The sequence below is a fragment of the Paenibacillus algorifonticola genome (assembly GCF_000971975.1).
In the GTDB taxonomy this organism is placed as follows: Bacteria; Bacillota; Bacilli; order Paenibacillales; family Paenibacillaceae; genus Pristimantibacillus; species Pristimantibacillus algorifonticola.
The window spans coordinates 147,099-167,275 of record NZ_KQ040781.1 but is presented as its reverse complement, the minus strand read 5'-3'; the positions used below and the strand labels follow the sequence as shown (position 1 = coordinate 167,275).

17 protein-coding genes and 1 riboswitch are annotated in these 20,177 nt (G+C 50.0%); of the genes, 3 read left to right on the top strand and 14 right to left on the bottom strand.

The annotated features are described in order from the left end of the window. Positions 1-80: 80 nt before the first annotated feature. The 11 genes from WH37_RS04160 to WH37_RS04110 form a co-directional block, all read right to left on the bottom strand. On the bottom strand, positions 81-998 hold the full coding sequence (locus WH37_RS04160) for a carbohydrate ABC transporter permease (protein ID WP_046229297.1): 918 nt from the start codon (positions 996-998) through the stop codon (positions 81-83). Positions 999-1,069: 71 nt separating this feature from the next. Further along, entirely contained in the window at positions 1,070-1,978 is a 909-nt protein-coding gene (locus tag WH37_RS04155) for an ABC transporter permease (RefSeq protein ID WP_046229324.1), read from the bottom strand. A 108-nt stretch (positions 1,979-2,086) separates the two neighbouring features. Continuing rightward, positions 2,087-3,562 carry an ABC transporter substrate-binding protein gene (locus WH37_RS04150; protein ID WP_046229296.1) on the bottom strand — a complete coding sequence of 492 codons (1,476 nt, stop codon included), beginning with the start codon at positions 3,560-3,562 and terminating at the stop codon, positions 2,087-2,089. A gap of 127 nt (positions 3,563-3,689) precedes the next feature. After that, the gene (locus tag WH37_RS04145) at positions 3,690-5,216 is read right to left on the bottom strand and encodes a response regulator transcription factor (protein WP_046229295.1); all 1,527 of its coding nucleotides are present in this window, start codon (positions 5,214-5,216) and stop codon (positions 3,690-3,692) included. Beyond that, a complete protein-coding gene (locus WH37_RS04140) occupies positions 5,209-7,029 on the bottom strand; it encodes a sensor histidine kinase (RefSeq protein WP_046229294.1) in 1,821 nt (606 codons plus the stop codon). Before WH37_RS04140 ends, WH37_RS04145 begins: the two co-directional genes overlap by 8 nt. A 216-nt stretch (positions 7,030-7,245) precedes the next feature. Beyond that, positions 7,246-7,947 (bottom strand): class I SAM-dependent methyltransferase, encoded by a 702-nt coding sequence (locus WH37_RS04135; RefSeq protein ID WP_046229293.1) that lies wholly within the window; start codon positions 7,945-7,947, stop codon positions 7,246-7,248. A gap of 320 nt (positions 7,948-8,267) precedes the next feature. Further along, entirely contained in the window at positions 8,268-9,038 is a 771-nt protein-coding gene (locus tag WH37_RS04130; RefSeq protein ID WP_046229292.1) for an ATP-binding cassette domain-containing protein, read from the bottom strand. Further along, positions 9,031-10,053, bottom strand: coding sequence for an ABC transporter ATP-binding protein (locus tag WH37_RS04125; RefSeq protein WP_082110647.1), 1,023 nt, complete (start codon positions 10,051-10,053; stop codon positions 9,031-9,033). Before WH37_RS04125 ends, WH37_RS04130 begins: the two co-directional genes overlap by 8 nt. Positions 10,054-10,058: 5 nt before the next feature. Further along, positions 10,059-10,877 carry an ABC transporter permease gene (locus WH37_RS04120; protein WP_046229291.1) on the bottom strand — a complete coding sequence of 273 codons (819 nt, stop codon included), beginning with the start codon at positions 10,875-10,877 and terminating at the stop codon, positions 10,059-10,061. Beyond that, positions 10,874-11,815, bottom strand: a complete 942-nt coding sequence (gene nikB / locus WH37_RS04115; RefSeq protein WP_046229290.1) for a nickel ABC transporter permease — start codon at positions 11,813-11,815, stop codon at positions 10,874-10,876. Before nikB ends, WH37_RS04120 begins: the two co-directional genes overlap by 4 nt. A gap of 1 nt (position 11,816) precedes the next feature. Beyond that, positions 11,817-13,445: an ABC transporter substrate-binding protein gene (locus WH37_RS04110; RefSeq protein ID WP_052736799.1), complete on the bottom strand. Its 1,629-nt coding sequence runs from the start codon at positions 13,443-13,445 to the stop codon at positions 11,817-11,819. Between the two features lie 167 nt (positions 13,446-13,612). Next, a riboswitch (cobalamin riboswitch) is annotated at positions 13,613-13,810 on the bottom strand. Positions 13,811-13,995: 185 nt separating this feature from the next. Here WH37_RS04110 and WH37_RS04105 point away from each other — a divergent pair. Next, positions 13,996-15,114, top strand: a complete 1,119-nt coding sequence (locus WH37_RS04105) for an NADH-dependent flavin oxidoreductase (RefSeq protein ID WP_046229289.1) — start codon at positions 13,996-13,998, stop codon at positions 15,112-15,114. A 71-nt stretch (positions 15,115-15,185) separates the two neighbouring features. Here WH37_RS04105 and WH37_RS04100 read toward each other — a convergent pair whose 3' ends face one another. Beyond that, the gene (locus WH37_RS04100; RefSeq protein ID WP_046229288.1) at positions 15,186-16,217 is read right to left on the bottom strand and encodes a hypothetical protein; all 1,032 of its coding nucleotides are present in this window, start codon (positions 16,215-16,217) and stop codon (positions 15,186-15,188) included. 156 nt (positions 16,218-16,373) lie between these two features. Here WH37_RS04100 and WH37_RS04095 point away from each other — a divergent pair, with 156 nt between their 5' ends. Then, entirely contained in the window at positions 16,374-16,658 is a 285-nt protein-coding gene (locus WH37_RS04095; RefSeq protein WP_331458017.1) for an ArsR/SmtB family transcription factor, read from the top strand. An 86-nt stretch (positions 16,659-16,744) separates the two neighbouring features. Then, positions 16,745-17,848 (top strand): NADH:flavin oxidoreductase, encoded by a 1,104-nt coding sequence (locus WH37_RS04090; RefSeq protein ID WP_046229286.1) that lies wholly within the window; start codon positions 16,745-16,747, stop codon positions 17,846-17,848. Positions 17,849-18,185: 337 nt separating this feature from the next. Here WH37_RS04090 and WH37_RS04085 read toward each other — a convergent pair whose 3' ends face one another. After that, the gene (locus WH37_RS04085) at positions 18,186-18,926 is read right to left on the bottom strand and encodes a nucleotidyltransferase family protein (RefSeq protein ID WP_046229285.1); all 741 of its coding nucleotides are present in this window, start codon (positions 18,924-18,926) and stop codon (positions 18,186-18,188) included. Between the two features lie 27 nt (positions 18,927-18,953). Beyond that, a complete protein-coding gene (locus tag WH37_RS04080; RefSeq protein WP_046229284.1) occupies positions 18,954-20,138 on the bottom strand; it encodes a GHMP family kinase ATP-binding protein in 1,185 nt (394 codons plus the stop codon). Positions 20,139-20,177 lie beyond the last annotated feature (39 nt).

Genomic DNA, 20,177 nt, shown 5'->3' with positions numbered 1-20,177 from the left:
ATGGTCGTCACTGCCTCATTGCTTCCTTCAGTTCATCTTATATAGCCTATTTATATTTCTAAACTCTTTGCAAGAAGCATTTATTCTTTAACAGCGCCTACCGTCAAACCTTGAATGAAATAACGTTGGAAAAACGGATAAGCGAACACGATCGGTCCGGTTGCCAGCACAACCATCGCCATCCGCGATGTATCCTGCGGCATTGATTGCAGAACGCCTACGCTAAGCGAAGCGTTTTGTGAATTTTTCATAATAAACTGCATGCTGTTCTCAATCCGCATCAGCATCGATTGCAGCGGCACCAAATTAGGCGAATCAATATACAAGAGCGCATTGAACCAGTCATTCCAGTAGCCGAGCGTACAGAACAGACCAATGGTAGCAAGACCTGGCAGCGACAGCGGCAGCACGAGCCGGAAGAAAATGCCGAACTCTCCGGCGCCGTCAATTTTGCCTGATTCAATAATCGCATCCGGCACCATCGTCGAGAAAAACGTCCGCAATATCATAATATAAAATGCATTAACCGCAAGCGGTAAAATGAGTGCCCACAAGGAATCCTTCAGCCCCAGCAGCTGTGTCATGACGATATAAGTAGGTACGAGACCACCATTAAACAGCATCGTGAAGAAGGCAAAAAAGGCGAAAAAGTTGCGGTATTTAAAATTGCGCCGCGATATCGCATAGGCGAACAAAGCGGAGCATACGACACCGATAATCGTTCCTACGATTGTAATCGTAATCGTCACGCCATAGGAGCGCATCAGCTGGTCGCCTGCCTTGAATAAATAGCGATAAGCCTCCAGGCTCCATTTCTCTGGAATAATCTGATAACCATTGCTTGCCAGCGTCGCCTCATCCGTGAAGGAAATAATCGTCACGAACAGAAAAGGAAATACGCATAACAAGGCAAAAATGCCAGCCACGGCATGAAAAATAAAATTCCACGCTGGCGAGAGCTTATGAAAATCACGGCTCTTAATCGTTCCAACAGACACAGCCGTTTCCCCCTTTTGTTTTGGACTTCTGTTCCTAATAAATTCGTTAAGCAAGCTTGCTGACGTCCGTCCTAAAACAACGCGTTGTCTTTATTAAACTTGCGTACAATGCCATTGGATGTAATAACAAGAATGAAGCCGATAATCGACTGGTACAAGCCCGCAGCCGTCGTCATGCCAATCTCCCCCGTCGACTTAAGCCCGCGGTAAACGTAAGTGTCGATAACGTTCGTCACGCTGTAGAGCGTACCCGAATCGCGCGGCACTTGGAAAAAGAGGCCAAAATCGGCATAGAAAATTTTCCCGATCGCCAGCAGCGTCAGAATGGTCATGAGCGGCATCAGCATCGGAAGCGTCACATTGCGAATTTGCTGCCATTTGTTGGCGCCGTCAATCATCGCCGCTTCATAAAGCGACTTATCGATCCCCATAATGGCCGCCAAATAGATGACGCTGTTATAACCGACCGATTTCCATAAAAAGACGACAACAATCATAATTGGCCAATAACCCGGGCTCGAATACCAGTTTACCGGGTCCATGCCCAGCATCTCGGCGATTTGGTTGAACACGCCTCTGTCCAAGCTCAGAAAGCTGTAGACGAAGTAGCCCACGATAACCCACGATAGAAAATATGGCAAAAACATGCCCGTTTGATAAAGCTTGGCGAGCCGCTTGTTCGTAATTTCGGCAAGCATAATCGCCATCGCTACCGCAATGACAAGGCCCAGCACAATAAACACGACATTGTACAGCACCGTATTGCGGGTAATGATATAGGCATCATTCGTACTAAACAGAAACTTGAAGTTTTGCAGGCCTACCCATTTGCTCTCGATAATGCTGGATAGAAAGCCATTGCGGCTGTAGCGGTACTCCTTGAAGGCAATAATCATGCCCGCCATCGGCAGGTAGGAAAATAGAATAAACCAGGCCGTAGCTGGAAGCACCATTAGCAGCATGGCGGTATTTTTGTTCATATCCTTGAAAAAACGTCCTATAGCTCCCACTTTCTTCACCTCTTCGCAGTCGGATTAATGAGAGAAGGCATGAAGCGAATACGATCCATTCGCCCCACGCCTTCCGCTTTACTTGCCGTTCGCGGCTCTCCACTCATCAAGCTGGCGCTGCGCTTCCTCAATAATTTTATCCAGGCCTGCCGCTTTAAACTTCTCATTGGCACGCGGCAAATAAACTTCAGGATCAACCGTACCGGTCATTAGAGCTGCCCAGTACTCTTCTTTAACGTTTTGTACAGAAGCAATTTCTGTTGTCACTTTCGATGTATCAAAGTTGAAGCCAAGCAGCGGGGCTACTGTACCCGCATCATTAAATTTCTTGAATTCTTCCCATTTGTTCGTCGGGTCTGTCGTATTCAAATACGTAATCATCAGATTGCCGAGCGAGAAGGTTGGCATATCGTAGTTTTTCGACTCGTCCAGATTTTCCATGACGGTGTCGCTCACTTTTTTGTAATGCACGCCTTCAATACCGGAATCGATCATATTGCGCAGGACAGGGTCCGTATTGAGCAGGTTCAGAAACTCCATCGCTTTTTCCGGATAAGCGGAGTTAGCGGAAATGGCTTGCATCGAGCCCATAACCGACCAGTTGTAAATGAGCGCATCGCTCGCTGGCGTCGATACAACCGGGTAGCCGTAGCTCGCCGACCACAGATTGTCCGCGAAAGGCTGCGAAGTCGCACGGTCAGCAAACCATTTGCCCGTCGTTTGCGCATCCGTCATGGAATCCATCGTTGCTGCTTCCGTCGGAATGTAGCCTGCTTTGTAATATTTGTGCATCGTTCCGAGAACTTGCTTCATCTCTGGCGTGTCGAGCACGTTTACGATTTTGTAATCTGTCGTATCCAGCGCAACCGCCATTGGCAGCTTCTCAATAATGTAGTCGTATTTCACATACGGCATTTGGTTTTTGTCCACCGCAAGCGCGTATACGTCCGGTTCATTTTCTTTAATCGTTTTCAGCAGCGGCTCCAGGCTTTCTAGCGTGTATACGCCAGACATGTCCAGCTTGTACTTGTCGAGCAGCTGTTTATTGAAGCGCCATACTTCCTGAGCTGGCAATTCTTTATTAGCTGGAATACCATAGTTGTGGCCATCAACCTTCGAGCCTTCTAGGAAAGCCGGGTCCAGTGCGCTAACGATGCCTTGACCTTTCTCCTTCAGCAAATCGTCGATTTGCAGGAAAGCGCCTTTTCTCGCATTTTGCACATAATCGAATGCCCATGACGCTGTGAACATAATGTCAACCGGGTCGCCGGAGGCTGTCATGACTTGCAGCTTCTGAGCGTAATCGCCCCAGTCCACCATGTTCATTTTAATCGTAACGCCGATTTTCTCAGCCGTGTATTTGCTCACTTCGGCCATAACTTTATCTACATCTTTTTGCGGCGTACCAATCGTGTACCAGATGAGCTCAACCGGCTTTTCGGCTGTTCCCTCTTCACCGCCGCTTTCGTTCTTACTTCCGCAAGCGCCAAGCACAAGTGATGCAACCATCAGCAAGGCAAGCAGCGGCATAAATCTTTTTCTCTTGTTACTCATTTCGTTTCCTCCCCAATCTATGTTCTGTACTCTATGTTTTAAATTAACGGATGCGGCCATTTTCATATAGACCACAAACTAAAGGTATGATGTACAAATTAAAGAAAAAAACTACTCTATCCAGCGATTAGAGTAGTCCTTTGTAATCAGTCGGGGAGATTCCGACGTATTTCTTAAATTGTTTGTAGAAATAGCCTGTCTCCCAGTAGCCGACGGTTGCGGCAATTTCCTGCACCTTGAGCTGCGTCTCCTTCAGCAGCTGCTGGGCTTTGCCGATGCGGTATTTATTAATGTATTCGGTGAAGGTTTCATTCGTCTCCTTCTGGAACAGATGGCCGAGGTAAACCGGATGAATATTATATTGCTGGCTGAGCAGCTTAAGCGACAACGGCTGTGCATAATGCTCATGCACCTCGCTCAGCACCAATTGAATGACTGGGCTTTTCACATCTTTGAGCAGCGATTCCACCGTCAAAGACGCCGCTTCCTTCACAACCGCCATCAGTCCCTCAATTGAAGCGAGCTGCATAATTTTGGTGAAGCCCGCCTCATAAAGCTCCGGCTGATCGGCCTGCTTGATCTCCTTGAGCTCCATCTTGAAGCGAATCATCAGCTCAATCGCCATGCTTTGCATAAAAGCGGGTGTAATGCCTTCCCTAGAGTGGCAGCGTTCGAACTCCGCCTCAATCGCTTCATGCAGCTTGTCTACATCCCTCGCCTTAATCAGCTTTGCAAAGGATGGCCAATCGAGCGGCGCAGCGGCCTCATTCGCCGTCCCCGGGGGTCCTGCCTGCACTAGCAAATCGTAATCCAATATTTCAGGGTCATCATACAGCAGAAAATATTCCTGCGCTTTCTTCGCATTCGCATAGCTGCGCGGCGCTTCTTCCCCCATCGGCTCGGCGCTGCCGATGGAGAGGCGCATGGCGCTTTGCGCCAGCCTAGGCTGCATGCTGCGCAGCTTTTCTATCGCCTCGCGCTTGCCAGTCTCAGGCTCATCGAGCATAAATACGATGACCAAATCGCCATCAATATCGACAAACGGCAGCATCGACGAATCCTGCACGGCCAATCGCTCTACCGCTTCATAGGCTGGAGACGCCGTCTCCTCCGTCCGCACTACAGCTGTTACCACATAGGGGCGGTCGAGACTTAACTGCAGCAGCTCCATTCTCTCCTGCAGCTCATTCGGCGCAATGCGTCCTGTCAGCCAGCGGTACAATATATTATCGCGCAAAATACGAATATCGTATTCGCTGAACAGCCGGTCCGCCTTGCTTGCATTCAGCTTGTCAATCGTGCCCGCGAGCGTCTCCTGCAGCTCGTCGAGATTAATCGGCTTGAGCAAATAGTTTTCGACGCCAAGCTTCAGGCCCTCTTTTATATAATTAAATTCGTTATAGCCGCTCAAAATGATAACTTTAAGGTCCGGGCGAAATTTACGCGCTTCCCGAATAAGAGTCAAGCCATCCATCGTCGGCATCGAAATGTCCGTCAGTAAAATATCTGCGGGCAGATCCATTAAAGCCGCCAGCGCCTCCTGCCCATTTTCCGCACTGCCAACGATTTCCAGGCCAAAGGCCGACCAGTCAATAATGTCATATAGCCCATCAATAATGAATGGCTCATCATCCACAATGAATACTCTATACATGCTCTGCCTCCTTGTCATAGGGAAATGACAGCGTGACCGTCGTCCCCTCTCCCTCTTTGCTGTCGATATCGAGCCCATATTCGCTTCCATACAGCAATTGCAGCCGCTCATGCACGCTTCTAAGCCCGAATGAGTCGCCTCCAGCTTCCTCTGGCAGCGCCAGCCTTTGCCTGATTTCTTCCAGCCGCTTGCTGCTGATGCCGCTGCCGTTATCGGCAATCGTCACCCAAATCCGCTCATCCTTACGCCGTACGTCCATGCGAACCTCGTTGTCCATGCTTCGCGGCCGCAAGCCATGCACCACATAATTTTCAATAATCGGCTGGAGCGCCATACGCATCACCTGTTTGTCGCCGAGCCCCTCCTCGCAACTGATGGTAAAGGAAAGCCTGTCCTTATAGCGGATGCGAAACAGCTCCAAATAAAGGCGCGCCGTTTCCAGCTCATCCTTTAATGTATTGCTTCCCTTTGGCTGCACAAAGCTCTTGAACAGCACCGACAGACTGTAAATCATTTCTCCGACATCCTTCGCCCCTTGCGAGACGGCCCGCATGCGAATAACCTCCAGCGTATTGTATAGAAAATGCGGATTGACCCGCGCTTGCAAAGCCGCAAGCTCCGTATGCTTTTGCTTGATTTCCGCCTTATACACCGTATCGATATGGCGGGTCAGCTCATCGAGCATATCGTTAAAGCTGCGCGAAATTTGCCCCAGCTCATCTCCTCTGTCATCCTGGATGCGCGCCGAAAGCTCACCGCTTTCCACCTTGCGCATGAAACGAATAATTTTATTCGTCCGTTTGGCAAAATTGACGACGGCGAGCGTCGGCACCAGCAGCACGACGGCAATGCAAAGCGCGCTGATCAGCATAATCATCTGCTTCAGCCCGTGGGCCGCTGCCGCGACTTCCGCCTTCGGCGCTACGCCGACGACGATAAGGCCAGCCTGATTTTGCGTTAGCGTCGTGACATAAGACTCCTGCTCAAGCATCGCCGTTCCATAAAGCGTATCCAACTGATCCATATAAGGATAAATTTGTCCATAGTAGGTGTCCGAGGAATCAAACAGCACCTCTCCTGCCGGGTTTAGCACGACAATGTAGCCTTTAAGCTGGCCCTCATAATTGTTCAGTGCCTCCCTGATATGATCCGATTTAAAGTAGACGAGCAATTGGCCCAGCCCTTTCAGCGTCTGCTTGTCATTAATCGGGAGCCGAAATGCATACAGCTTGGGATCAGTCTGCTCAATGGCGCGCCGCACCCAAATATTCGGAACGGATACGCGGGTGTCTTCCTGTGCCATCGCATCGGGAATATAGGAGCGCGAGGCGTTGGACGAAATCAGCGTCGTTACATGATTTTTCTTATACACATATAGAAACTGCCGATTCGAGCTGTACAGCAGCAAATTTTCGATATCCGGGTCGTCTTCCAGCTTATTATCAAAATAGTCCAGCCCTTTCGGCAGACTCGCACTCGTCTCATCGATATTCTGGTCAAGCCTGAATTTCATATATTCATCGAAGGGGTTTTGCAAAAAATAAGATAAATTCAGCGATAGCGGCTCATTGCGATATACATCCACCATCATGGATTGGACAGAATCATATTTGCGGGTCATATAGCTGTTTACGCTGTCCATCGCTTTTTTCTGATTTTCCAGCTCATTGCGGACGATCGATTGCGACATAAAATCATACATAAAATAGGCAAAGGTGACGATGGTGCCCGTCGTAATCAAAACAAACAGTAAAATCATTTTCATAAAAAGATTATTTCTGACGTATTGATCGTACAGCCGTTGCAGCTTCAATAGCAGGCTCCCTCCTTGTGCAGCACTTTAGGAGCCTGCACATGCATTATAAGTTATTACTATACTCTGAGTTGCAAGGCATCGACAAGTACCCCATGCAAAAGGGAATAGATGCTTATGCACAAAACAAAAAGCAGCAGATGCTAGCGATATCCGCTCCCATGCTGCTGCTCATTCAACGCGTGCTCTTAAGTACAGTACGTAATGTCCGGTGCTCTACGTATCCCAGGAAATCAGGGCAACATCATGAACCGCCCCGCTTTTGCGCTGCACAGCGAACGTGTCCATTTGATGCGGAACCGCCATTTCCTGCAAAATGTCGCAAATCACCTGTGCGCGGCTGCGTTCCAGCTGCTTTCCGCCATACATAGCCCGCAGCGGATGGGCAAAAGGCAGCCCGATCGACTGCACAAGATAGACACGCCTGCCCGCAGTAAGGCTCATCTGGGCAAGGCTCTCCTTCATATCGCGAATCCGGTAAAATGCATTGGCGCTGAACAGCACATCACAAACCAGCCCTGACGCCTCTTCCCACTTCATTCGTATCGCCTCCGGCACGTTTTGTGCCAAACCAGACTGCTCCCAGCTTCTTGCCAGTATTTCATACATCGCTGCAGAAGGCTCCACAACCGTAAGCTTGCCAACATGTGGAGCAAGCAGCTGCGTAAATCCGCCCGTTCCCGGACCTACTTCAATGAGTTCATCCTCGCTCCGCAAGCTTGCTATAACGGTGCCCATCAGCTCCGCTGTATACGGCGCAAGCGGATTACGTTCATCATAGACAGGCGCATGCTGCTGCCAGTAGCTTTCCTCCTCGGCATCGTTGCCGACGCGGGAATCGCTTTGCGCCGCCTGCTCCCAAGCCAGCGTCCAGTAGGCAGCTGGCGTCAAGCCGACTTCGCTGTACCATTTCATCATTTCACACACGCTCCTTTCTTTTTGCAAAGTCTATATAAGTTGAACGATTGATTAGCAAGATGGCGATGGTCGTCACTGCGAGAAAGGTTGGACTTCCGGCCGCTGTTGTTTTCTGATTTCTTGCATGTGTTCCTCGTTGAGGGTGAAATCCGCAAACAATAGTCCATGCTTACGAAGCGGCTTTCCTTCGGAAAGCTTGCGAATGCTTACGAAGCGGCTTTCCTTCGGAAAGCTTTACTCTCTCCAGTTCCAACCTTCCTCTTTCGTTTCTCCCCAGCCCCATTGCTTGCTTTAGTTCAACTTATATAGCTTAAGCTGCGCTACTGCTTGAAAGCTTGAAAAGCATTCACCAGCTGCTTCGTATAAGGATGCTGCGGGCGCTCCATTATACGCTCGCTCTCGTCAAGCTCAACGATCCGTCCCTCTTTCATAACCCCGATTCGATCGCACATATGCCGCACCAGCTCCAAATCATGCGAAATGAACAAATAAGTCAGTCCAAATTCCTTGCGAATGCGCTGGAGCAGCTGGGTAACCTGCGCCTGTACCGAAACATCAAGCATTGACGTAGGCTCGTCCAGTACGAGAAACTTCGGCTCCAGCATCAAGGCCCGAGCAATGACGATTCGCTGGATTTGGCCGCCGCTTATCTGATGGGGATACCGCGGCAGCAGCTCTGCCCGAATCCCGACAACGTCCAGCAGCGCAAGTGCCTTCTCCCTGGCTGCTGCCTTATTCATTATGCGATGCAGTAGCACCGGCTCAAGCAAACTATCAAGCAGCGTCCGCCGGGGATTAAGCGCGGAGTGTGGATGCTGAAACATGATTTGCAGCTCCCGGCGCAGCGGCCTCATCTGCTTCAAGGAATACCCGCTAATATCGGTTCCTTTATATAAAATACGGCCGCCATCAGCCGAAATCAGCTTCAGCAGCAGCCGCGCAAGCGTCGATTTTCCGCTGCCGCTCTCTCCGACTAACCCAAGCGACTCGCCTTCAGCAATATGAAAGGTTGCAGGCTCCACCGCCTGATGACCTCTGCCTGTTAGCCAGTTGCTGCGATACCGTTTGTGCAGCTCAATAATTTCAAGCATAAAGGAAGCACCTCGCTTTATGCTTGGCGGCTGCTTGCTGTCCCTTAGCCGTGCCGTCTATTGGTTCAGTTTCCTTATTCGTTATCTCGGTGTGAGCTGACTTGTACAAGTCAGGCTGCTCTGCTTCGCAGCGCGGCATCGCTGAACCACAGCGATCATAAAACTTGCAGCCAGCAGGCCTATCCGTCAAACTGGGCGCTGTTCCAGCTATTGGAATCATTCCTCTGCTGGGCATAGAGGCTATTAATCCGCGCGTATAAGGATGCATCGGCTGTGCAAACAGCTCCTTCGCTGGCCCCTGCTCAATGATTTGCCCTGCGTACATGACGCCCACTTCATCGCAAAGCACCCGTGCTACATCCAGATCATGCGTGATGAGCAGCAGCGCCGCACCTGTGCGCCTCGCCATATTCGCCAGCATTTCCGTCACCTGGACGCGGATTAGAGCATCGAGCCCTTTCGTCGGCTCATCGGCAATAAGCAAAGACGGGCTACCGGCAAGTCCCATTGCCGCCAGCACACGCTGCTTCATTCCTCCGCTCAACTGAAATGGATAGCGCCGCAGCTGCTGCTCTGCATCCGGCATATTCATTGCATGCAGTAGACCAGCTGCCTGCGCGTTAAGTCGCTTGCTCCCCGTTCTCCCAGCATAGGCGCGAATCGCCTCGCGAAGCTGGCTGCCAAGCGTCATGACCGGATTGAGGGAGCTCGCAGGATTTTGCGGGATGAGTGCGATTTCCCTTCCCCGTATTTGCCTCATTTCTTTTGGGCTTAGCTGCAATAAATCTTTGCCTTTATATAGAAGGCTTCCACTGACGGAAGCATGTGCGGGAAGCAGCCTCACCAGCGACAGGCCAAGCACCGATTTACCGCTTCCGGTCTCGCCAATCAGCCCAAAAATGCGGCCATGCTTTAGCTCAAGCGTTGCTCCATCAACCGCCTGCACAAGCCCTTCCCTTGTCTGAAAAGATACATCAAGCTGCTTGATTACCATAAGCGTATCGCTCAACTTCATTCCTCCTACAGCAGCGAATGCTCTTTCTCCGTCCGTGTATCCAGCTTATCGCGAAGACCGTCACCCAGCCAGTTGATACATAGCGATACAGCGGCTATGCAAAGTCCGGGAGCGATCATCAGATGCGGATAACTGCGAAAATATGGCCGGGCATCATTCACCATCACTCCCCAATCTGCCGCTGGCGGCTGCAAGCCTAGGCCGAGAAAGCTAAGCGAGGCGATCGATAGAATAACTCGCCCAATCCGAATCGTGAACAGAACAATAAGCGGCCCTAACAAATTCGGAAGCATATGTCTGCCAATGATGTACACATGGCCCGCTCCTAAAGCACGGGTGCCTTCTACATAGCTTTCTTCGCGAATTTTCATGACCTCGCCGCGCACGACCCGGGAGAAATCTGCCCATGAGGTGAAGAGAAGCGCGACAAACAGGCTTTTTACACCTGGACCGAGCGTACCTGCAATGGCCAGCATAAGCGCGAGGCCCGGCAGCCCCTGAAAAATGCTAACCACAATTTGTATGGCTTCATCGATCCAACCGCCAGCATAACCGCTAATGGTGCCAAGCAGCAGACCGACTAGCATTGTAGCCAGAGTAACGGCCAGCGCCAGCACGATCGACACCCTTCCGCCATATAAAATGCGGCTCAGCACATCCCGCCCCAGCGTGTCCGTTCCCAGCCAATGTACGGAGGATAGCGGCGCAAGCCGCTGCGCCATATTGATCTGATTCGGGTCATAGGGGGCAAGCAGCGGTGCAAGCAAGCTGGCAAGCAGAACAAAAGCAAGCAAGCCCGCAGCCGCCCTATAGGACATCTTCATCGAAGCTTCCCTCCCAGCCTAATTTGCGGATGAGCAAGCCCATAACATAAATCCGTTGCCAAGTTGAACAGCACATAGATAAGGCCGGTAAATACGACATAGCCTTGAATGACCGGATAATCTCTGCGAAAAATACCGTCCATCGCAAAGCGTCCTATGCCCGGCACTGCAAAAATAACTTCCACGATGACAGAGCCGCCAACAATCGCTCCAAAATAGCTGCCGATGACCGTGAGCAACGGAATACAAGCATTGCGCAGCGCATGCCGAAGCACAATGAAGCTCTCACGCAGCCCTTTCGCTCGGGCTGTCAGCATATAATCTTTATTCAGCTCCTCCAGCAGCGCCGCACGCGTTAGCCGCATCAATATGGCGCCTGTACCGGAAGCGAGCACCACGGCCGGCATAAGCAGATGCTTCCATGTGCCATAACCGCTGGTTGGGAGAAGCTGCAGCTTTTCCGACCATAAGGCAATCAGCATAATCGCGAGCCAAAATCCGGGAATTGAAACCAAAATTAGCGCAAGCGCCCTGCCGATATGATCGAACAGCCGATTGCGCCGAATCGCCATGAGCATGCCGGATGGCACACCGAGCAGGACGGCGAACAGTACGGCTAACAAGGATAGGCTTAATGTTGCAGGAAGACGGCGCAGCAGCTCGCCGCTAACCGATTCCTTCGTCATATATGACGTTCCAAGATCACCTTGCAGCGCTTTGGACAACCAATGGCCATATTGAGCAAGAAGCGGATCATTCAGCCCCATCTCTTCTCGTTTCACAGCAATTTGCTCCTCGGTTGGCTGGCTGAAGCCGTTCATGCTCAGCAGCTCGACAGCCGGATCACCCGGAGAGGCGACGCTTAATGCAAAGGCTATAAACGTAATGCCAATCAGGACGGGAACAGCCGCCGCCAACCTCCGAATGAAATAGGCCATCTTATTGCACCCGCTCCAGCTGCGGCAGCGTTGTCCCATACACAAGTGCCCCGTACCCGGTAATTTCTTTGTTGTAGGCAATTAAGCTCGCATCATTAAACAACGGAATCGTCGGCAATTCCTCGGCTGCAATATCTTGCAGCTCGTTATAAATCGCAGCGCGGTCATCCATATTCAGCGTCGCCTTCACCTGATTCAACAGCTCATCCACACGGGCATTGGTGTAACCGAGCGTATAGCTTTTATTGCTTGAGCCTTCGCTAGCCATATAATTGTTCAAAATCGTATAAGGATCGCCGTTCGGCAGCCCCTGAGTTGCCATAGCCAAATCGAAGTTCCCTTGCGCCTGCGCTTCCTTATAAGCCGCGCCATCCAATATTTGAATCGTAACGTCGAGCTGCAGTTCTTGAAGCACAGCCTGGAGCAGCTCGGCTTGCGCTTTATATGGATAACGGTCAAGCCCATAGGTTGGCACAATTAGTGTAACCGCCTGCCTGCTATCGCCAAGCACCTCATGCGCCAGGGCGATTGCCTTTTCCGAATGATGCACGGCAGGAATATCCTTGTAAAAAGGCGAAGTCGAATTCAGAATGTTGGCGGTAGCGGTCGGATAGCCCAAATACAGCTCCTTCACCAACTGCTCGCGGTCAATCATCAGGCTCAGCGCCTGACGCATTTTTACATCATTGAATGGCGCTTTGGCACCGTTCGGGTGCAGGTAGTGGGAAATCGTCGATTTTGCCGTCGATACAGCAAAGCGGTCATCTTTCAGCAGCTCCTCGGCAAGGGCAGGAGGAATAGCTCCCAAATCCATGACGCCCAAAATCTCTCCAGATTTCAGGGCAGCAAGCCTTGTATCAGGATCCGGTATGACGCGGACACGGATTTTTTGAGCTTTTGCCTTTTCGCCATAATAACCGTCGTAAGCTTCTAGCAGAGAAAATTGATCCTTCTCATGCTGCACAAGCTTGAACGGACCTGTCCCTTGCGGCAGGCCGTTGAAGTCGCCGTTTTCGTCAAAATTATTCGGGCTGTACATCGGGCTTGAGAAGTTGATCATCGAATACAGCAGCGTCGGCTGCGGATTATCGAAAATAAGCTTAATCGTGCTGTCATCAACCTTCACGGCTTCTTTAAGGCTTGGGTATGAATTGTTAATGTCCAACGTATAGAACGGAGAACTTTTGGGGCTCACCTGCTTGTAACGGGCAAAATTTGCAAGCACAGCGTCCGCGTTGAATGGCGCGCCATCGTGGAAGGTCACGCCTTTGCGCAGCATGAATGTCCATTCCTTGCCGTCGGCAGACATTTCCCATGCTTCCGCCAGCTTCGGAGCAGGCTTGCCATCCTCGGAAGCGGTAATCAGCGGCTCCCATACATATAGAATCGTGCTCGTGTAATAAGCATCCTGTGGTCCTGGTGCTAAATCCCGGGGCGCAGCCAGCACGATTTCTTCAGAAGCAGCGTCCGCAGCGGCGGAAGGAGCAGCAGACTGCTGCGACAGCCCATTATTGCCGCTCGATTCATTGGAACCGTTGGCGGCACTGCAGCCCATAAGCGCCAGCAGCAAGCAGAGGCTAAATAACACACCGATTCTTTTTTTATTTTTTGCCGTTTGTGTACGTTTCATCTTCTCTATTTCCTCTCCCTCTAGCAAAATCTCATTCCTGTAAAAATCCGCAAAAAAAGACAGCTCTACCTCCAGTCATAGGAAAGATAGAGCTGCCTGTTATTGTTATTTTCTATCATAGCAAATAAGCATGCGCGCTAACACTTCCCTATTCTCCGTAGGTTACAGCAGTGTTGTCAGAACAGGCAGGTCTCCTGGCTACCGGATATTGCGCTGCGAGCTGCCTTCCCAATCCCGTTAAGGGAGATCAGTGGCCTTGTAGCTTCAGCTAATCCGTAACAGTGGCGGGACCGCGTCGGTTTTGCACCGAACTTCCCTTTTAAGCTTCAGCCGCAGCTGTTGCACCTTATTCCCACAATTTTTCAGTTGTTTGCAAATCTGGTTGATTATATACCAGGCCTTTCATTTAAGCAACCTTTACGGGCAAAAAGGACAGGTCATTACTGGCTCCTTGCACGCCTTTCATCAGCTTTTCCCACCCTGCTTTCTTTTCGTAATTATCTGATATAAAATAAAGTACATAGCATTTCGTAACTGGAGGGAACTACTGATGAAACCACAATTTCAGCCTTTATTTGAACCATTTACTTTTGCCAACGGCATGTCTGTACATAATCGTATTGTAATGGCGCCTATGACAACCTGCTCATCCAATCCGGACGGTACAGTGCCTGATGACGAGCTTGCCTACTACAGCCGTCGCAGTGCGGGGCCCGGCATCGTCGTAACAGCGTGCGTCTACGTAAGCCGCAACGGCAAAGGCTTCCCCGGCGAATTTGGCGCGGACACCGACGAAATGATTCCAAGCCTCAAGCGTTTGGCCGATGCAATTAAAAGCCGCGGCGCGAAGGCGATTTTGCAAATTTTTCATGGCGGAAGATCTTGCTTCCCTGGCCTAGTGCCGAATGATGAGCTGGTAAGCGCCAGCAGCATTGCTCAGCAGGAAGACGGAATTGTGCCACGCGAGTTGACCGAGGAGGAAATCAAGTCGATTATCGCCGACTTTGGCGAAGCGACGCGACGCGCCATTGAGGCTGGTTTTGACGGCGTAGAAATTCACGGTGCGAATGGTTACCTGCTGCAGCAATTCTATTCCCCGGCTTCCAATGTACGTACCGACGATTGGGGCGGCTCTGTCCATAAACGTTTGGCTTTCCCGCTCTACGTCGTTGAAGCCGTTAAGAAAGCAGCAGCTATGGCGCCGCAGCCGTTTCTTGTAGGCTATCGCTTTTCGCCGGAAGAGCCTGAGGAAGAAGGATTAACGATGGAGCATTCGTACCATCTGGTCAACGCTTTAATTGAGATGAAGCTGGATTATTTGCATGTGTCGCTTAATGATTTCTGGTCGAAGCCGCGCAGAGGCGAGCAGGATTCACAAAGCCGCATGGCCTGGTTCGTCGAAAAATACAGCGAGCATATTCCATTCATCGGCGTCGGCGGCCTAACAACCGCAGAAGAAGCGCTTGAAGCGAAAAACTCCGGCGTACCGTTCATCGCCCTTGGCCGCGAGCTTATTATGGACCCCGATTGGACGGAGAAAATCAAGCAAGGCAACGAGCAGGATATTGTGACTACTTTATCCAAGCAGGATCAGGAGCGCCTCGTCATCCCGAATGGCTTGTGGGGAGCGATTACGCATGCGCCAGGCTGGTTTCCGATAACGGAATAAGCTATATTTACTGAACAAGGGCTCTCCCGTCAGGGCGATTATGACCTGACGGGAAAGTCCTTGTTTTGATTTTATAAAAATATTGGCAAAACATCGTTTAAGCCTGTCCGCAAAGTCAGACCCCAGCCAAAATTTTCGCTTTGCGCAACCTCCGCACGAATGCTGTTTTCCCCAGCTCGCCATTTGACAACTACCTGGTAAAAGTCTGGAGAAATTCTTCCATCGCTTGACGGCGGATTCCACTTCCAGCTTCCTTGGTAAATTTCATGGTCATTAATCCACAGCCGAAGATGATCGCTAAAGCCAAATGAAATAACGGATTCCTGATTGGAAGGAAGCCTAATGATGCTTCTAGCCTCTACCGTACTCCCAGGCTCTGCTGCAAACCAACGATTAACATTGAGTATGCCGTTCTCCTCCACCTTCGCCTTCAGCCAGCGCTGCTCCGCAGGAGGGTTCTCTCCTCGTAAATAAGGCTCTGACAGCCTCCATTCCCTTACCGTAGTATCCGCTAAGCCAGTCTCTTGCTGGTACAAATCAGCTCCGCTTTCATTCAGTGGCTTTGGCTCGATTTGTTCAATAGATAAATCACGAATATAGCTATGCAAAAAACTCCAAAAGCCGATTTTCCCTGGTTCGCCCCCATGCTGCAATTTTGTCAGAATGAGCTTTGGCTCGGAATCATCGCCCAAATAAACGAACGCACCGTTAGGATGCACCTCAACCGCGAGCTTCTGCCAGACCCCCGTTGTGTCAGGCAATGCTTTCTGATAGCGAACTCCATTATAAATTTGCCAGGTCATGGACCCGTTCATAATCGGATCATATTGAATTTCGACGGGAGCCAAATAGACGAGCTCATAATTTTGAGCATCCACTGCTCCGAAAATAAAGCCAATGAAGCCGACCTTATGTGGAATCGCCACCTCCGCCTTCAGGCGAAAAGAGGTAAACGGCAGCTCCTCGCGCAGAAACACTGCCGCATTCATCTTTTCTAAATACAAACCCTTATGACCTTGCCACTCCGCAGCTGTTGCCTCGGAATCTCCCAAGTCAAAATGCTCAATATCATCCCATAGCGTATATAATGATTGAATGGCCAAGCAGCACCTATCCTCTCCTGCCATTATTTCCCACTATTTTACACGCGATGCTTTTGTCATTTCAACCCTTTTAATGCTTTAGCCAAATAACAATTTGACATTTCTATAAAAATAGATATACTAATCCTCATGGATACTTTGTCGATACTTAAAGCTGTGTCTAACGAGAAACGGTACCATATTTTAAAATGGCTGAAAACGCCTGAGGAGTATTTTGGGCCTCAATGTCATCTAACAGATGCATGTCAGTTTGCTGGAGGCGTCTGTGTCGGTTCGTTTGCTGAAAAAACAGGCCTTGCGCAATCCGTTATATCCGGCTATTTAGTGAAAATGCATAAAGCAGGCTTGCTGGAGTCGAAGCGGATCGGACAGCACACCTATTACAGACGCAATGAAGCTAACATTCGGCTTTTCAAAGAAATGATTCAGGATGAGCTATAACCTTGCTTATGCCTGTTCATTTCATGCTTTTATATCTATTTTTATAGAATTATAGATTCCCCATTCGATTAGGAGGTATTTTATTCATGAGCTCAATTCAATCGTTGTTCAAGCCGTTCTCAGCAGGTCCACTTTCCCTGCCTAACCGTGTCGTAATGGCACCAATGACCCGCGGTTTTTCTCCAAATGGCGTTCCCGGTGAAGATGTAGTCGCCTACTATAGACGCCGCGCCGAAAATGGCGTTGGCTTAATTGTTACAGAGGGCACGCTGATTAACCATCCGGCTGCCACCGATAATCCGAACATCCCTAACTTTCATGGCGAAGCTGCATTAAATGGCTGGGCGAAGGTTGTTGAAGCCGTTCATCAGGCTGGCGGCAAAATCGTTCCGCAGATTTGGCATGTGGGCACGACGCGCAAGGTCGGCTCCCATCCGAATCCGGAAGCACTGCCGATTGGCCCTTCAGGTGTTACTGCAGAGGGCGAGGTCGTTAATGAGCCTTTGACCGAAGCCGAAATTCGCGATCTCGTTGCAGCTTATGCACAAGCAGCTGCTGATGCGAAACGGATTGGCTTTGACGGTATTGAGCTCCATGGCGCACACGGCTATTTGATCGACCAATTTTTCTGGGAGAAAACGAATAAACGGACGGATCGTTATGGCGGCGATATGCTGTCCAGAACGCGTTTTGCGGTCGAGATCATTGAAGCTTGCCGCCAAGCTGTAGGACCTGATTTCCCGATTATTATTCGCCTCTCGCAGTGGAAATCGTCCGAGTACACAGCTAAGCTTGCGAAAACGCCTGAGGAGCTGGGACAGTTTCTTGCTCCGCTCGTAGAAGCTGGCGTAGATATTTTCCACTGCTCGACCCGCCGCTTCTGGGAGCCGGAATTCGAAGGCTCGGAGCTCAACTTTGCAGGCTGGACGAAAAAGCTTACCGGCAAACCAACGATTACCGTTGGCTCTGTAGGATTGGACGGCGACTTTATGAGCCTCTTCACCGAAGGCAAAGGCGCAGAAAACGCCAATGTGGATGATCTGGCCTCACGCCTCGATGAAGGCGAATTCGATCTCGTAGCTGTCGGCCGTGCCCTGCTCGTCGATCCTGCCTGGGCAGATAAAGTCCGCGACGGACGACAAGATGAATTGATTCCGTTTACGCCGGGTGCTTTGCAAACACTGCATTAAGAACCTATTACACACATCATAATGAATCCCCAGCTCCTCCTTTTTCACGGATTGGAGGAGCTGGGGATTTTAATGTTTCTACCCCCACAAAGATAGACTTGGCGGACACAGTAGCCGCTATTTCAAGTGAATCACGGGTTAAGGCACAGTCTGCGGACTCAGGAGCCCCTAATGTGCCGCCAATGGCCATTTTGACGGGAGGATGATGGTCATAACGGATCTCCTGTCCGCTCACGGCCTGAAATCGGATCAAAAGCCAAAATAGCGGAACCTCAGTCCTCCAAATAAGAAGTGACAGGGCGACTCCGTTTTGTATAGACCCAAGCCAATTTATCTACTAATACCGCTTTGCGAATAGCTCCCTTGCCTCGTGATAGCTCTCCAATGTCCCAATATCAAAGCGCTTCCCTTCAAACTTGTAGGCATGAACCTCTTTATGCCGAATCAGCCACGGAACAAAGTTGCCTGGTGCGTCAGCGTTGTTGCCCTCCTCCAAATACTGCTTGATCAAAGGGAGTGTTGACTGCCTGTAAATATAAAAGGGAGGACATGCCAAATGGGATTTGGGCTGTGCTGGCTTTTCCTCAAAATCCATAACTCTTCCATTAGCATCGATTTGCAGCACACCTGTGCGCTTTAGAAAGTTTAGATCATCAATCTCATGGGCTGCGATCGTATCCGTACTCACCCTTTGATAGAAATGAACCATTTCGGTTAGTTCAAAATCAAAAAGATTGTCGCCAGCCATGACCAGAAGATCATCGTCCAGCTTTTCCTGTTCCAACACAAACTGCAAGTCGGCAATAGCCCCTAAGCGGTTCTCATTGCTTGTCGTCTGATCATCGATGACTTTAATCGGCTTGGAATAGTCTGATTGGCTCGCCCAGTCTACAAAATGGCTATAAAAACGGGCATTGGTCACCATAAAAATCTCGTCAATCAAGTTAACCCTTGCGATTTTCTCCATAATATGATCCATGATCGCTTTCCCCCCAACCTCCAGAAGAGGCTTTGGAAAGTCCTTTGTCAAAGGATAAAGGCGGGTTGCGTATCCCGCCGCTAAAATGATAGCCTTCATTCGTATTTCCCTCGCTTCTAACCCCAGTTATATAATTCGCGCGCCATCATCGGTTTTGCTGAAGCACACCTGATACAAATCCTTATACGCTGGATGCTGCTTTGGATATTGTGCATCAATGGCGGCTTTGATCTGCTCCTTATACGCCGGGTCCACCAGACCAATACAGCAGCCTCTGTAGCCCGCTCCGCTGAACCTGGCTCCATAAACGCCTTGTGTATTCTTAAGGATATGGAAAATGCTGATGAGCTCTGGACAGCCACAATCATAATTATGAATGGAGCTTTCCCCCGATTCAAGCATCAGGCTGCCGAATTTTTGCAGGTCCCCCTGTTTCCACGCCTCGGCGCCTTGCTTCACACGTTCATTCTCGGTGAAAAAATGCTCCGCCCTCTTCAGAAATCTGCCTTGCAAGCCTGACTTATACTCCTGGTAAACCTCATGCTCAATATCTCGGAGCTGGGTCCCTTTCAGGTTTTTCATAGGCAAGCCGGCCATCTCGTGCAGAAGCCATGCGGCCACTTTGCATTCATCTACACGATTGTTATAATCGGTCCCGATCAATGCCTTGCTCACACCGGAATAAACAATAACGACTTCAAATTCCGGCATCGCTTGCGGCCTTTCGATCAACTCATAGCTTTTGGTTTTGGTATCCATCACGGTCAAATAGCCTTCACGGCTTAAAATATTGATCGACTGATCCAGTATGCCATTATTCAAACCGATAAAATGGTTCTCTACCCAGTGGCTGTAGTTGATTAGCTCAAGCGGTGGGATTTTGATCCCGTTAACGTCGCAAAGTGCCAGAAGATAGGCGGTAGTTACCGCTGCTGAAGAGCTCAAGCCGCCAATAGGATGCTTGCCTCTAACTAATGCATAAATGCCGTGCTTTAATATATTTTGCTTTCTTAAGGCCAGAACGGCACCCCTAAGATAATTGCCCCAAAATCCCGGCACCATAGCCGGAACCTGTTCCAGATGAAAATATTCCTCGTCGGGGAAATCCAAGCTTTGCACCCTTATATACTCCTCTTCATTCTGAACATAAACCATATCGACAGAAATATCCAGCGTCATTCCGGCTACCAGCCCGGCTTGATGATCGACATGAGCCCCGAAGGGACAAAAACGAAGAGGCGATTTAATCGTTTTTACCGTATGTTGTAATTGAGGATATTTAAGCTTTAACCGTTCTTCCAAATGGTCCATTTCGTACACTCCCTCTTTTTGTGAAGGCAACGTATGTCG

Coding starts and splice junctions, on each gene's coding strand:
- WH37_RS04105 (WP_046229289.1), top strand. CDS start 13,996: ATGAAACCACAATTTCAGCCTTTATTTGAACCATTTACTTTTGCCAAC.
- WH37_RS04155 (WP_046229324.1), bottom strand. CDS start 1,978: ATGAACAAAAATACCGCCATGCTGCTAATGGTGCTTCCAGCTACGGCC.
- WH37_RS04150 (WP_046229296.1), bottom strand. CDS start 3,562: ATGAGTAACAAGAGAAAAAGATTTATGCCGCTGCTTGCCTTGCTGATG.
- WH37_RS04090 (WP_046229286.1), top strand. CDS start 16,745: ATGAGCTCAATTCAATCGTTGTTCAAGCCGTTCTCAGCAGGTCCACTT.
- WH37_RS04085 (WP_046229285.1), bottom strand. CDS start 18,926: ATGAAGGCTATCATTTTAGCGGCGGGATACGCAACCCGCCTTTATCCT.
- WH37_RS04110 (WP_052736799.1), bottom strand. CDS start 13,445: ATGAAACGTACACAAACGGCAAAAAATAAAAAAAGAATCGGTGTGTTA.
- WH37_RS04120 (WP_046229291.1), bottom strand. CDS start 10,877: ATGAAGATGTCCTATAGGGCGGCTGCGGGCTTGCTTGCTTTTGTTCTG.
- WH37_RS04125 (WP_082110647.1), bottom strand. CDS start 10,053: ATGAAGTTGAGCGATACGCTTATGGTAATCAAGCAGCTTGATGTATCT.
- nikB (WP_046229290.1), bottom strand. CDS start 11,815: ATGGCCTATTTCATTCGGAGGTTGGCGGCGGCTGTTCCCGTCCTGATT.
- WH37_RS04080 (WP_046229284.1), bottom strand. CDS start 20,138: ATGGACCATTTGGAAGAACGGTTAAAGCTTAAATATCCTCAATTACAA.
- WH37_RS04130 (WP_046229292.1), bottom strand. CDS start 9,038: ATGCTTGAAATTATTGAGCTGCACAAACGGTATCGCAGCAACTGGCTA.
- WH37_RS04145 (WP_046229295.1), bottom strand. CDS start 5,216: ATGTATAGAGTATTCATTGTGGATGATGAGCCATTCATTATTGATGGG.
- WH37_RS04135 (WP_046229293.1), bottom strand. CDS start 7,947: ATGATGAAATGGTACAGCGAAGTCGGCTTGACGCCAGCTGCCTACTGG.